Source organism: Gilvimarinus japonicus (assembly GCF_042847215.1).
GTDB lineage: Bacteria > Pseudomonadota > Gammaproteobacteria > Pseudomonadales > Cellvibrionaceae > Gilvimarinus > Gilvimarinus japonicus.
Map to the genome: position 1 here is coordinate 2,376,878 of NZ_AP031500.1, position 13,180 is coordinate 2,390,057.

The window sequence follows — 13,180 nt, forward strand, 5'->3', positions numbered from 1 at the left end:
CCATGAACGGGGCTAATAACCTAATCTTCTCGGCGCTAAGCACCTGTCGTGTGTACACGCATCGCAACTATCGGCGGCACACCTTACTCGCGTAACTTTTAGCGTTCTAAGCTTGCCGCCTCGCGCGCCAACGTCTCAATCTCTTGCCATTTTTTCTCGGCGATAAGATTTTTGGGCGCCATCCACGTTCCGCCCACGCAAGCAACGTTGGGCAACGCCAAATAGCTTGGTGCTTTTTCTAAGTTAATGCCGCCCGTGGGGCAAAAGGTAATTTGCGGCAGCGGGCCCCCAATTGACTTAACCATACTCACACCGCCGGCTGATTCGGCGGGAAAGAACTTCAGGTGAGTAAACCCTTGGGTGTATAGGTTCATGGCTTCAGATGGGGTTGCGATACCGGGCAGCAAAGGAACATTACACTTTTTTGCCGCTTCAATTAACGCAGGTGTGGTACCCGGGCTAACCATAAACTTAGCGCCGGCATCCACTGAGGCCTGTAAATCTTCAGGCGTAACCACTGTGCCCGAGCCAATCACAGCATCTTCTGGCAAGGCTTTGACCATTGCGCTGATTGCGTCCAGCGCGACAGGAGTGCGCAGAGTGATTTCCAATACTTTCAAGCCACCGTTGTACAGAGCCTGGGCCAAAGGAACAGCGTCCTCTAGATTTTCCACCACCATAACCGGCACAACCGGCGCTACTTTTACAATCTCATCAATGGATAGACCCACGTAAATGTCCTCGTTTGTTCGTTAGCAAATAATTAAGGTGCCCAGTAAACCGTCACTGGTACTTTGTCTTGTTCTAGGATGGCCCGTACCGGCATATCCGCCACATCGCCGCCCGCCAAAGCCTCGCGGTAGGTCGCCAGCTTTTCATCGCCAGAGATCAACAACAACACATGCTTACTGTTAGCGACACCCGCCAACGACAGTGTCATGCGCTCAACACAGTCGCCAGTCACCTCACTTTTTCGGGCGGTAATAGCACTGCATAAGGCATCGCTACTTAAGGCTTCATCTAAACCCTTTGCGTGGGGAAACCAAGATGCGGTGTGGCCGTCGGGCCCCATACCCAACACCGTTACATCAAACGGTGTCGGCAGGGTTTGGTAGGATGCTTCACACTGCGCCAGGCCATCAGCGGCCGTTGCAGCGGTATTTTTCATACCGATCAACTTAGCGTTGGCAGCGTTATTTTGCAGTAAGGTTTTTACGATAAAAGCTTCGTTGCTTTTATCGTGATCGAAGTCAACCCAACGCTCATCAACCAAAGCAACTTTAATTTTATTCCACGCTACATCCGCCTCGGATAAGCGCTTGTATATCGGCGCCGGCGAGCTACCGCCAGAGACTAAAAAGCTGGCAGCATCGCCATCGGCCAAGGCCTCTGTCAGCGCCTCAATCGTGTGCTCAAAAACGGCATCGATCATCGCTTCGCGCGTATCATAAAAACGTTCAACTACAGCCATGTCGCAATTCCTTACTCTTGACCTTTGATATTCTCACCGACGTTAAACCAACAGCGGCCATCTTCGCCCAACAAATCCATCGCAGCCTGAGGCCCCCAGCTACCCGCCGGATACGGCTGAGGTTTATTCTCCGGGCGTTGCCACGCGTCGATGATCGGATCGATCCAGCCCCATGCGGCATCCACCTCGTTGCGGTGAATAAACAGTGCCGGATTATTGGCCGCCGCATCTAACATCAAGCGTTTGTATGCGTCCGAGTAAAATTTGTCGTAGTTATCGGTGAGATTTAGGTTCAGTACACTCGGTACTAAATCCGCTTCGTGTTTCTCCAGGTTATTGGAGGTCACAATCATTTGCACTCGCTCATCGGGCTGCAACTGAATCACGAGGCGATTAGGAATCATCGCGCCGGCTGAATCAGGATAAATGTGGTGTGTGACGGTTTTGTACTGAATAATGATTTCCGCACAGCGCTGCTTTAAGCGCTTGCCAGTACGCAGATAGAACGGCACATGGGACCAGCGCCAGTTATCGATATGCGCACGAATTGCGACAAAGGTCTCGGTGTTGCTGTCTTTACCCAGCTCATCAAGATAACCCGGCACTTGCTTGCCGCCAGACTCACCAGCCACATACTGACCACGCACGGTATTTGCCGCCACATCATCACCCGTTAGGGGGCGTAGGGCATCCAACACTTTGAGCTTTTCAGCGCGAATGCTGTCGGCGTTAAGTTTGCTCGGGGGCTCCATGGCCACCAAACACAACAACTGCATTAAATGGTTTTGCACCATATCGCGCAGTGCACCAGCATCGTCGTAAAAACTGGCGCGACCTTCCAGGCCGACTGTTTCGGAGATGCTAATTTCTACGTGATCAATGGATTTAGAGTCCCACAGGTGCTCAAAAATACAATTGGTAAAACGCAGCGCCAGTAGGTTTTGTACCGTCTCTTTACCGAGATAATGATCAATACGGAAAATAGCGTCTTCTTCAAAGTACTGCGCAATATCAGCGTTAATCTTCTCGGCCGACTCGCCGTTGTAACCTAGAGGCTTTTCGACCACGACTCGCGAGGTTTTGTTGATCATGCCCGAGTCGGAGATATTTTTACAGCAGGCCGAAAATACCGCCGGCGGCGTTGCCATGTAAAAGATACGCTCTTCATTACCTTCTTGTAAGGTTTTGGCCAGAGCATCCCAGTGCTCGTCTCGCTCGGTGATGTTAATAAACACCCCAAACACGCAGGCTTCAAACTTGTTCCAAGTCTCGTTGTCGATTTCGTCGTCACGCAGATAGTTAAAAGCGGCTTCGCGTACCATCGCGCGGTAATTCTCTGCTTGCTCGGCTTTACGCATGGTGCCAAAAATACGCGAACCTTCAGGCATTTGCCCATCGCGATAGGCCCGATACCAGGCCGGAATCAACTTGCGCAAGGCCAAATCGCCCGCGCCGCCAAAAATGACAAAATCAAAAGGTTTCTGCATGGATGAATCCTATCTATCAAATATGGTTATGCGTTGCCTAAACTTACCAGCGAAAAACGGTGGCGCCTTCTTCGGCAGCACCTACGGTTTGTCGCAGCGGTGCAAAGAGTTCACGACCCATTCCTTCGTGACTTTGGTCTAAGTCGGGCTCAGCGTGTTCACGCTTAGCTAACTCTTGCTCATCGACATGCAACTGCAAAATGCCACTTTCGGCATCAACCTCCACGATGTCGCCATCGCGCACCAAGCCGATGGGACCTTGATCTAACGCCTCGGGCGTTAGGTGAATAGCGGCGGGAATTTTACCCGAGGCGCCCGACATACGGCCGTCCGTCACCAGCGCTACTTTGTAGCCCCGATCTTGCAATACACCCAACGGTGGGGTGAGTTTGTGTAGCTCGGGCATGCCACAGGCCTTGGGGCCCTGAAAGCGCACGACCGCAACAAAATCTTTATCCAACTCACCGGCTTTAAACGCTTGTTGCAGTGCGTCTTGGGTTTCAAACACAATCGCCGGAGCTTTTACTTTGCGGTGCTCGGGCTTGACGGCCGACACTTTAATCACGCAGCGCCCCAGGTTGCCCGTCAGCAGTTTCATGCCGCCAGTGGGGCTGAACGCACTTTTCGCAGGGCGCAACACGCCGTCATCAAGGCTGTTTTGCGGCGCATCGCGCCACACCAACTTACCGCCATCCAAGAATGGCTCTTGGGTGTAATGGGACAAACCGCCCTCGCCCATCACCGTTTTAACATCATCGTGCAAAATGCCTTCCGCGCGCAGCTCGCGCATTAGATAACCCATACCACCAACCGCTTGAAAGCGATTAATGTCGGCCAGGCCGTTGGGGTAAATACGGCACATCAAAGGCACCGCATCAGACAGATCAGACAAGTCCTGCCAATTGACAATAACACCCGCTGCCCGGGCCATCGCCATAATATGTATCGCGTGATTAGTAGAGCCGCCCGTAGCCAACAGACCAACCATACCGTTAACAATGGTTTTTTCGCTAACGACTTCAGCCATCGGTGTATAGGTACCCCGAGAAGTGATCGCCGCCAGTTGTTTAACCGCTGCATCGGTTAAGGCATCACGCAGTGGCGTACCCGGATTAACAAATGAGCTACCGGGCAAATGTAGCCCCATAATCTCCATCAGCATTTGGTTGCTGTTGGCGGTGCCGTAAAAGGTACAGGTGCCCGCACTGTGGTACGAGGCGCTTTCGGCCTCAAGTAATTCTTTACGACCTACCTTGCCCTCGGCAAACAATTGGCGCACACGTACTTTCTCGGCATTTGGCAAACCCGGCGTCATAGGGCCGGCGGGTATAAAAATAACCGGCAACTGACCAAAAGACAGCGCGCCAATGGTTAAACCCGGCACAATTTTGTCACAGATACCCAAACACATGGCGCCATCAAACATATCGTGAGATAGCGCAATGGCGGTCGACATGGCGATGACATCGCGGCTAAACAATGACAAATCCATGCCATCGCGGCCCTGAGTCACACCGTCACACATAGCCGGTACGCCACCGGCAAACTGAGCGGTCATACCCGCTTCGTGGGCAGACTTTTTGATAGGCTCTAAGTAAGTGCCATAAGGCTCGTGAGCCGATAGCATTTCATTGTAAGAGGAAATAACCCCAAGGTTGGGGGCGTCGCCCTCGGCTAACGCTTCTTTATCGGAGGTGCCGCAGGCGGCAAAGCCATGTGCTAGGTTGCCGCAAGACAAGCCTTTACGAGCGGGACCGTTGGCCCGGCCACGCTCAACTTTGGCTAGGTAAGCCTCGCGCGTGCCGCGGCTGCGCTCAATAATACGGTCGGTAATTGCAGCAATTTTGCTATCGGTCATTTTGTTACCATTAGTCATCGTATGCTTAGGAATACAGACTGCCGCACAGACGGGATAGCCGGTCTATGCAGGGTTTATGGCTGTAATGTGTCGCTCTCTCTCGTTTTCACCACTTTCGCGGTGAGGCCGCTCGGCTTTTCGCTCTAATGCGGCTTTAGGGCCTCAGCACAGAAACAACAAAACGACCCCCCGGCCATCAGGCATCCGGGGCATCGTCTTCGCGGGTGAGTCTAGACACCCATTTGTCCTGCGCTGAGCAGAGCCCGTTATCGGGCTTTCTTGTAGTATTCTATCAGATTGCGGGTCGAGGCATCATGTCCGGCGCCAACTTCAGCGTCCGGCGCCAGTTCCGCCAAAATGCCGTTTGCCAACACTTTACCCAGTTCGACACCCCACTGATCAAATGAGTGCACCTCCCAGATAATGCCCTGTACGAAAATTTTGTGCTCATACATCGCAATCAGCGAGCCCAGCGAGCGAGCATCCACTTTTTGCAGCAAAATAGTATTCGTCGGGCGGTTACCCTCGTGCACTTTATGGTTCACGATTTCTTCAATACGCTCTGAACCCATGCCTTTGGCACTTAGCTCTTCGCGTACTTGATCGGCACTAATGCCGCGCATCATCGCTTCGGATTGCGCGAAGAAGTTGGCCATCAAGGCGTCGTGATGACCTTTAACCGCCACCGTAGGCTCGACTGAACCAATAAAGTCGGCCGGTACAATTTGCGTACCCTGATGCAGACACTGATAAAAAGCGTGCTGGCCATTAATGCCAACCTCACCCCAAATCAACGGGACGCTGGAGTAATCAATACGCTCGCCAGACCAGTTAACACTTTTACCGTTACTTTCCATCTCGGCTTGCTGCATATAGGCAGGCAAGCGGTGCAAGCACTGATCATACGGCAGCAATGCGTGCGCCTTACGGCCCAGGAAGTTATTGTTCCAAACCCCCATCAACGCCAACATAACGGGCGCATTTTTAGATAGTGGCTCCGTTAAAAAGTGCTGATCCATTTCAAAGGCGCCTTCCAGCAGCTCTTCAAAGATCTCCATCCCCAGGTTCAGCGCAATCGGCAAGCCAATGGCGGACCACAATGAGAAGCGGCCGCCTACCCAGTCCCACATATCAAAGATGTTTTCTTCCGCGACGCCAAACTCCATCGCTTTGGGGCGATTGGACGAGACGGCAATAAAGTGGCGATTAATAAAGCTTTTATCTTTGGCTTTATCCAAAAACCAGGTTTCTGCCGAGCTGGCGTTGGTCATGGTCTCTAAGGTGGTAAAGGTTTTAGAGGCAACCACAAATAACGTTGTCTCGGGGTCCAGATCACGCAGCGTCTGGGCGATCTGGAAGCCGTCAATATTGGAGACATAGTGAACATTTAAACTGCCATCACTGTAGCCACTCAGGGCCTCGGTCACCATCAACGGACCCAGGTTTGAGCCGCCAATACCGATGCTCACGACATCGGTCATGGGTTTACCGGTATAGCCACGCCAATCGCCACCACGGACCTGTGCCACCAAAGAGCGCATCCGCTCCAGCTCATGTTTTACTTGAGCTCGAACATCGTCGCCGTCGGCCTCTAACGGCTCACCAGTGCGATCGCGCAACGCTACGTGCAATACGGCACGATCCTCGGTGCGGTTGATCTTCTCACCGGCAAACATTTTATCGCGCAAAGATTCCACATCGCAGGCCTCGGCGAGGTCAATCAAGGCTTTACGCGTGTCTTCGGTAATCAGGTTTTTGGAGTAATCGAGCAGGATATTAGGGGACTTGAGGGAAAATTTGGCAAATCGCAGGTCATCTTCGTCAAACAAATCGCTCATATGCTTGTTTTGCATATCGCGAGCGTGTGCTTCAAGGGCCTGCCAAGCAGTCAGTTCGGTACGGCTAGACATGTGCGGTCCGCATCCTCTGTTCAGGTCTATTTAAATAACACACCGCGCTCTACAGACCACCATTTACGCGCCAAAACGGTGCGTAACGTCAACAAAATAAACCTTGGCAGCTCAGGGACTTACCCTGCTCGGCGAGCGCCCAAATACTACCGGGCAAACACAGATGTAGTGCGGTGCAAAAAGGCGGCTATCATAGGCATACAGGGCCTTTATGTCAATCTGACCCCATCGAGAACAACCCGCCATTAGCGCTTTATCCCACACGCCAGCTGAATTAAGCTGGCAACCTAAATAGTCCCTCGCAAGGGCCAGCCACACTCACCCGACCTTAAGGCAGGATCATGGCAAAGCGCATTCCGCTCGGTGTAATAGAAGGTTTTTTCGGCCGCAGCTGGAGCTGGCAACAACGCACCGAACTGGCCAGCTTTTTAAGGCAAACCGGTTACGACTATTATCTATATGCCCCCAAAGGCGACTCTCGCCTGCGCAGCCAGTGGCGCCAAGACTGGTCACCCCACGACTGGCGAGCCCTAAACAGCCTTAGACAGCACTACCGAGCAACAGGCGTCAAATTTGGCCTGGGCCTAAGCCCACTGGACTTATGCGGCCCCCAAGGGCGTACAGATGGCGCCAGCTTAGACACCAAAGTAACACGCATTAACGAGCTGCAGCCGGACATACTCGCCCTTTTGTTCGACGATATGCGCGGCGACACGCCACAACTCGCGGCGATTCAGACCGAGCTTGCCCATCGTGCCGCAGCGCTCACCAGTGCGTCTAAAGTCATACTCTGCCCCACCTATTACAGCGATGACCCCACGTTAGAGAAGGTGTTTGGAGCTCGCCCTAAAGACTACTGGGAAACCCTGGGCAGCTCGCTTGACCCCGCCATCGATATCTTTTGGACCGGCCCCAAGGTCTGCACTGACCACTTTACGCGCTCACACCTGGGCGATGTCGCCGAGCGCTTACAGCGCCGCCCCTTTCTATGGGACAACTACCCGGTCAACGATGGCGCGATAAAATCAAAGCACCTATACCTTAAACCTTTTAGCCGCGATCGCGCCGACATTGGCGACTTGCTCGCCGGTCACGCAGTCAACCCCATGAACCAATTCAACTTGTCTAAGCTGGCACTCGCGAGCCTGCCCCGCGCCTATGCAAGCGCCAACTACCAGCCCGTCCAATTGTTTAATGAACTTCTGGAGCAGCTTTGCCCCCCCGTATTGCGCGCCGCACTACAAGAGGACGCCGCGCGCTTTTCGGCCGAGGGCCTCGGCAAGCTAACGCCGGAACAGCGCGCCCACTTATCCGAGCATTATTCTCAACTGGCGGACGACAGCGGCATGAGCGCCGAAGTAGCCGATTGGCTGGCAGGCAAATATACCTTCGACCCCGCCTGCCTAACGGACTAACTGTTCAGGAGTGTTAACGGGCCGCCGGACAGCAAAGTCACGTGCTAGCATAGTGCCCCTAGCGGTTGGAGCCCTACCCCTAGGCACCGCACACTCAAAAAACAAACAACACCACAGGGAGCGCCCATGAAAACACGCACACTCGGCAACACCGGCTTTAATATCAGCGAGGTTGGTTTAGGCTGCTGGCAGCTAGGGGGAGATTTCGGCCCCATCGACCACCCCACCGTCGAGGATATTCTGAGCGCCGCGCTCGACAGCGGCATTAACTTTTTTGATACCGCCGATGTGTACGGCGATGGCGCTAGCGAGCGCTTCGTTGGTGAACATTTTGCTCAGGCTAACCCCAAGCCTATTATCGCCACTAAATATGGGCGCGCGGGTGGAACCTATCCCGACGGCTACTCACTCACCGACCTGCGCGACAGCCTAAAGCGCGCACAAGATCGACTACAAACCGACTGCATCGACTTAATTCAGCTGCACTGCATTCCCACAGCAGTGATGGCGCGGGGAGAAATTTTTGACTGGCTGCGCACTGTGCAACAAGAGCAGCATATCCAGTTTTTTGGCGCGAGCGTCGAGACCGTAGAAGAAGGGTTATTGTGCGCGCAACACGATGACCTAAGCTCACTGCAGGTCATCTTTAATATATTTCGGCAAAAACTGCTGGATGAATTACTGCCCATGGCACAAGAGAAAAACATCGGCGTTATCGCTCGCCTGCCACTGGCCAGCGGCCTGCTAAGCGGTAAATTTAATGCCAACACTCAGTTTGATAAAACCGATCATCGCAACTTCAACAAAGACGGCCAAATGTTTAACGTCGGCGAAACCTTTGCAGGCATCCCGTTTGAAAAAGGCGTCGAGCTAGCCCAAGCGATCAAAGACAAAACTCCCGAGGGTTACTCAACCGCACAAATGGCCATGCGCTGGATTCTGGATCAACCGGCGATCACCAGCATCATCCCTGGCGCCAGCCGTGCTGAACAGGCAAAAGAAAACGCCAAAGTCAGCGAGCTGCCCCCTCTACCCCAATCACTACACGACGAGCTAAGAGACTTCTATCAAAAAGACGTAGCCGCACACATTCGAGGAGCCTACTAACAAAACGGATCAACGCGAAGGTTGTTCGCGTTGATCCGTTTTTAACCCGTTTTGCGCTTAAGGTCGACCGCCAAACAAGAACTGCCGCAACAACTCTTTACCACCCTCAGTGGCGAAAGATTCGGGGTGAAACTGTATACCCTCAATGGGGTAATCTTTGTGACGCGCCCCCATAATCTCCAGCGGAATACCAGCTTGGACCGCGTCTGCCAGGCTGGTGATTCCGAGTGGCGCCACCACTGCCGTTAACTCAAGGCACTCGGGCAAACTCGCCGGATCGGCGACCAGCGAGTGGTACCGCATAATTTCAAGCCCTTGCGGCGCCCCCAAAAACACACCTTTATTGTCGTGAAATATCGGACTGGTTTTGCCGTGCACCGGCAGCCCGGCTTTAACGACTTTACCGCCAAACACATGGGTAATGCCCTGCATCCCCAAGCACACACCCAGCAATGGTATAGTCTTTCCCAACTCACGGATAACATCCGCACAAACACCAAAATAAGCTTTGTCGTCTGGCGAGCCAGGGCCCGGCGAAATGATAATCCGGTCGGGGGCCCACGCGCGAATGTCAGCCAGTGTTATCTCGTTATTACGTTTAACACTGATGGTAAAATCATCAATTTGACCACCGTTTTTTTCGGCCGTTAATACCTCACCCACATACTGATAGAGGTTGTAGGTAAACGAGTCGTAGTTATCAACAATTAAGACTTTCAAGCACGCGCCTCCTTGTCAGCGGGGTTATAGGCATCCAGAACCTTTTTTGTGCCGGCAAATTTGCGCTGGATTTCTTGATATTCATCGGCCGCGTTAGAGTCGTAAACGTTACCGCCACAGGTTTGCACATAACCGTGCTCACCACTAACAAACAAAGTACGAATCGGAATGGCAAACGTGCAATCGCCGTTAAATGAAAAATGTCCAACAGCGCCACCGTATGGGCCGCGACCATCCGGCTCTAATTCGTCAATAATTTTCATGGCCTCTATTTTGGGCGCGCCGGTGAGCGTACCGGCCGGAAAATTACTGGCCAGTGCCGTGAACATATCTTCGGAGTCGGCCATAATGCCAACTATCTCACTGGAAATATGCTGCACATGACTAAAGCGCTTAATATCCATCAGGTTGCGCACTTTCACCGTGCCAAACTGCGCCACCCGGCCAATATCATTGCGGTGTAAGTCCACAATCATATTGTGCTCGGCAATTTCTTTGGGATCGTTCAGCAAGGTGCGCGCCAGCATTTTGTCTTCCGCTTCAGTCGCGCCGCGGGCGGCGGTACCGGCCAGCGGGTAGGTTTCCATCTCACCTTGACGCAGGCGAAACAACAACTCAGGGCTCGCGCCGATGACTTTTTCCTCGCCAAACTTTAAATAGTACATTTGCGGCGAAGGGTTCACCTCACGCATCGACTGATAGACGTTGATGGTGTCGCCCTCAACCTTAAACTCGGTTTTAAAGCCTACCTCACACTGAAAGACCTTCCCTTCGATAATATCCTGTTTAACTTTCTCGACGGCCGCCTCGTGGCCGGCGCGATCCATAGTGTCGCCCAAGGGCGTGATATTAAGCTGGCCATCGCCCGAGTAATCCTGCTCGATAAGCTCTTGCACCAGCTCCTGGCGATCATCGTCGTAGTAAAAATAGAAAATTTCGGCCGTCATCTTGTCCAGGATCAGGCCGTCTTTGTACAAACCGAATTTAAAAGCATCGAAATACTCGCTGGACTGAACACTCATGCTGGGCTCGAAGTAATTCATGCAATCGTAGCCAATATAACCGGTCAAACCGCCCGCGTAACCGCGCGAGAGAATATCCTGCGGCATGATATCGCGCAGCAAATAGTAAGGATTATCACTCGGGTAATCCACCGAGCTGCCATCGCGCTCGGTAATGGTTAACGCCTTATCGCGCGCCGAAAAAAGTTGACACGGGTCAAAGCCAATCAGTGAGTAGCGCGATATATGGCTCTCTTCCCCCAGTGATTCGAGCAAAAAACAGTGCTCAAAGCGTTTCTCGATTTTTTTAAACAACTCAAAAAAATCACACTCAGTCGCAAGCGTCACGTAATGTGGCTTGCGCGGAATATTGATTTTATTCGGCTTTTTCATAATACCGCCCTAAATATTGTCCAGTTTGCCGGCCTGTAACGCTCTAGAACCACGGGTAACCGTGGCGATACCAACGCCCAGCCGCTTAGCCACCTCGCGCTGTGACACACCAGCCTTCAGTAAACGCGTGATTTGTAAACGCTGTGAAATAGCGTGCAACTCGGCGGGGGTTAACAACCCCTCAAGTACGCTGCGCAGGCGATCAGAGCTACCTGCCTGCAACAAGTAGTCAATCAGTGCGTTTAAGTGCTGCTCTTCTGTATTCATGTACTAGTACAATATCAGTAACCTAAAGCGAACACAAGCGTAGCACCCTCAGAATACCCAGACGGCAGACGAGACGATCTGAGCGATTAAAAACATCAGCAGACAACAAACTGTTACGAGGAAAGAAAAATGCAAAGCAGAAGGGAGCGAGCCTCTATCGAGGCTCGTAATTTAGAAATTTTCTTTTAAATATTGCTCGGCCAAACGCGAGGCATCAGAGTTGCTTGCCGCGACAATACTCAAGAGCTCTTTAGCCCGACCGTCCTGGCCCTGCAGGTGATACACCTTACCTAGCTTAAACTGCGCATCTGGCACCTTACGGCTATCGGGAAACTCGCGTAACAAGTCGCTAAACCACTGCTGCGCGGATGGCAAATCGTTTTTTAACAGGTAAATCTCGCCCAGCCAGTAATAACTGTTGCCGGTGTACTCACCATTGGGGAAACGCGCCAAATGATCTTTAAAAGCCGCAATAGAGGCGTCTACCTCTCGCTGACGCAACAAGTCGTAAGCAGCGCCGTACACCTCAGACTCCGAGGCGCCAGCCGATGTCACGGATTTAGCGGCAATCTCATCACCCGAGTCACTGGTTGCTGCCATTGCGCCTGCACCAGCATTACTAGCACTGGGTGACAATGACGTGCTGGGAGAGGCCTCATACGTTGGGCGCGGGGACGTCGCAGCGCCACTCGCTGCAGCCGAACCGGTCGTTAGCGCACTGATACGCCGATCGAGGTCGAGATAGTCATCCATACGCTGCTGCTTAAGTTTCTTAAGCTCAAACGTTTGCTCCTCGACTAAGCCACGCAAGCTCATCACTTCTTGCTGAAGTGCTTGCAGCTGATAAAACAGCTCGGCCTGAGGGTTGCCAGCGGATGGCGTAGGGGTAGATTGACGAGCACCAGGAACGTTAACCGAACGCCCCGCCGCCGGTTGCGGCGAGGAGTCGGTAACTTGAACCTGAGCCTGTGCTGTCGAAACGACGGCCAGCAGTGTGGCCGTAACTAACAGAGGGGCTCTCATCACGCAGTGACTCTTAGTAGTCGATTTCTACGCGACGGTTTTTGCTCCAAGAAGACTCGCCACTGCCAAGTGCCAGCGGACGCTCTTCACCGTAGCTGATAACTTCGAGGTTAGAGCGGCTTACGCCTTGCAGAACCAAGAAGTCGCGCACAGCATTGGCACGACGCTCGCCCAAGGCCATGTTGTATTCGCGCGAACCGCGCTCATCAGCGTGACCTTCTAAGCGAGCAGACGCGTCAGAGTTGCGCAGACGCTCTGAGTGAGCCAGCAGCAATGAGCGCGCAGCAGGCAAAAGTACCGCCTGATCGAAATCAAAGTAAATAACTTTGTCCAGCTCTTCCATGCCATCGTCCATGCCATTGCTGGAACCCAGTGCGCCACCATCGGCGGTACCGGTGGTTACCCCGCCATTCGCACCAGCACCTGCCGCATCTTCGTCGGTTTTGGTATCCGTGCTAGAACAGCCCACAAGGAAAGCCATGACAAATGCAAAACTTAAACCCTGCTTCATTGCTTTAGTAATCATGA

General features: G+C 52.9%; 12 protein-coding genes. 2 read left to right on the plus strand and 10 right to left on the minus strand.

The window, feature by feature from the left end; translation table 11 throughout:
• Positions 1-98 precede the first annotated feature (98 nt).
• The 5 genes from eda to pgi all read right to left on the minus strand — a co-directional run bounded on the left by eda (position 99) and on the right by pgi (position 6,726).
• Positions 99-731, minus strand: coding sequence for a bifunctional 4-hydroxy-2-oxoglutarate aldolase/2-dehydro-3-deoxy-phosphogluconate aldolase (gene eda, locus ACGHAD_RS10145; protein WP_382415255.1), 633 nt, complete (start codon positions 729-731; stop codon positions 99-101).
• A gap of 32 nt (positions 732-763) precedes the next feature.
• Positions 764-1,471 carry a 6-phosphogluconolactonase gene (pgl, locus tag ACGHAD_RS10150; protein WP_339614973.1) on the minus strand — a complete coding sequence of 236 codons (708 nt, stop codon included), beginning with the start codon at positions 1,469-1,471 and terminating at the stop codon, positions 764-766.
• Between the two features lie 11 nt (positions 1,472-1,482).
• On the minus strand, positions 1,483-2,958 hold the full coding sequence (gene zwf, locus ACGHAD_RS10155; protein ID WP_382415253.1) for a glucose-6-phosphate dehydrogenase: 1,476 nt from the start codon (positions 2,956-2,958) through the stop codon (positions 1,483-1,485).
• Positions 2,959-3,001: 43 nt separating this feature from the next.
• Entirely contained in the window at positions 3,002-4,816 is a 1,815-nt protein-coding gene (edd, locus tag ACGHAD_RS10160; RefSeq protein WP_339614971.1) for a phosphogluconate dehydratase, read from the minus strand.
• 266 nt (positions 4,817-5,082) lie between these two features.
• Positions 5,083-6,726: a glucose-6-phosphate isomerase gene (gene pgi, locus ACGHAD_RS10165; protein WP_382415251.1), complete on the minus strand. Its 1,644-nt coding sequence runs from the start codon at positions 6,724-6,726 to the stop codon at positions 5,083-5,085.
• A 341-nt stretch (positions 6,727-7,067) separates the two neighbouring features.
• Between pgi and ACGHAD_RS10170 the strand changes: the two genes are divergently transcribed.
• Both ACGHAD_RS10170 and ACGHAD_RS10175 read left to right on the plus strand, forming a co-directional pair.
• The gene (locus tag ACGHAD_RS10170; RefSeq protein WP_382415249.1) at positions 7,068-8,141 is read left to right on the plus strand and encodes a beta-N-acetylglucosaminidase domain-containing protein; all 1,074 of its coding nucleotides are present in this window, start codon (positions 7,068-7,070) and stop codon (positions 8,139-8,141) included.
• A 126-nt stretch (positions 8,142-8,267) separates the two neighbouring features.
• The gene (locus tag ACGHAD_RS10175; RefSeq protein WP_382415247.1) at positions 8,268-9,248 is read left to right on the plus strand and encodes an aldo/keto reductase; all 981 of its coding nucleotides are present in this window, start codon (positions 8,268-8,270) and stop codon (positions 9,246-9,248) included.
• A gap of 57 nt (positions 9,249-9,305) precedes the next feature.
• Here ACGHAD_RS10175 and ACGHAD_RS10180 read toward each other — a convergent pair whose 3' ends face one another.
• The 5 genes from ACGHAD_RS10180 to pal all read right to left on the minus strand — a co-directional run bounded on the left by ACGHAD_RS10180 (position 9,306) and on the right by pal (position 13,178).
• Positions 9,306-9,968, minus strand: coding sequence for an anthranilate synthase component II (locus ACGHAD_RS10180; protein WP_382415245.1), 663 nt, complete (start codon positions 9,966-9,968; stop codon positions 9,306-9,308).
• Positions 9,965-11,362, minus strand: coding sequence for an anthranilate synthase component I family protein (locus tag ACGHAD_RS10185; protein ID WP_382415243.1), 1,398 nt, complete (start codon positions 11,360-11,362; stop codon positions 9,965-9,967). Before ACGHAD_RS10185 ends, ACGHAD_RS10180 begins: the two co-directional genes overlap by 4 nt.
• Before the next feature lie 9 nt (positions 11,363-11,371).
• A complete protein-coding gene (gene trpR, locus ACGHAD_RS10190) occupies positions 11,372-11,629 on the minus strand; it encodes a trp operon repressor (protein WP_339614965.1) in 258 nt (85 codons plus the stop codon).
• Between the two features lie 171 nt (positions 11,630-11,800).
• Positions 11,801-12,652 (minus strand): YbgF trimerization domain-containing protein, encoded by an 852-nt coding sequence (locus ACGHAD_RS10195; RefSeq protein WP_382416629.1) that lies wholly within the window; start codon positions 12,650-12,652, stop codon positions 11,801-11,803.
• A gap of 13 nt (positions 12,653-12,665) precedes the next feature.
• Positions 12,666-13,178, minus strand: coding sequence for a peptidoglycan-associated lipoprotein Pal (gene pal, locus ACGHAD_RS10200; protein ID WP_339614963.1), 513 nt, complete (start codon positions 13,176-13,178; stop codon positions 12,666-12,668).
• Positions 13,179-13,180 lie beyond the last annotated feature (2 nt).

Coding starts and splice junctions, on each gene's coding strand:
- pgl (WP_339614973.1), bottom strand. CDS start 1,471: ATGGCTGTAGTTGAACGTTTTTATGATACGCGCGAAGCGATGATCGAT.
- zwf (WP_382415253.1), bottom strand. CDS start 2,958: ATGCAGAAACCTTTTGATTTTGTCATTTTTGGCGGCGCGGGCGATTTG.
- edd (WP_339614971.1), bottom strand. CDS start 4,816: ATGACCGATAGCAAAATTGCTGCAATTACCGACCGTATTATTGAGCGC.
- pgi (WP_382415251.1), bottom strand. CDS start 6,726: ATGTCTAGCCGTACCGAACTGACTGCTTGGCAGGCCCTTGAAGCACAC.
- ACGHAD_RS10170 (WP_382415249.1), top strand. CDS start 7,068: ATGGCAAAGCGCATTCCGCTCGGTGTAATAGAAGGTTTTTTCGGCCGC.
- ACGHAD_RS10175 (WP_382415247.1), top strand. CDS start 8,268: ATGAAAACACGCACACTCGGCAACACCGGCTTTAATATCAGCGAGGTT.
- ACGHAD_RS10185 (WP_382415243.1), bottom strand. CDS start 11,362: ATGAAAAAGCCGAATAAAATCAATATTCCGCGCAAGCCACATTACGTG.
- trpR (WP_339614965.1), bottom strand. CDS start 11,629: ATGAATACAGAAGAGCAGCACTTAAACGCACTGATTGACTACTTGTTG.
- ACGHAD_RS10195 (WP_382416629.1), bottom strand. CDS start 12,652: ATGAGAGCCCCTCTGTTAGTTACGGCCACACTGCTGGCCGTCGTTTCG.
- pal (WP_339614963.1), bottom strand. CDS start 13,178: ATGATTACTAAAGCAATGAAGCAGGGTTTAAGTTTTGCATTTGTCATG.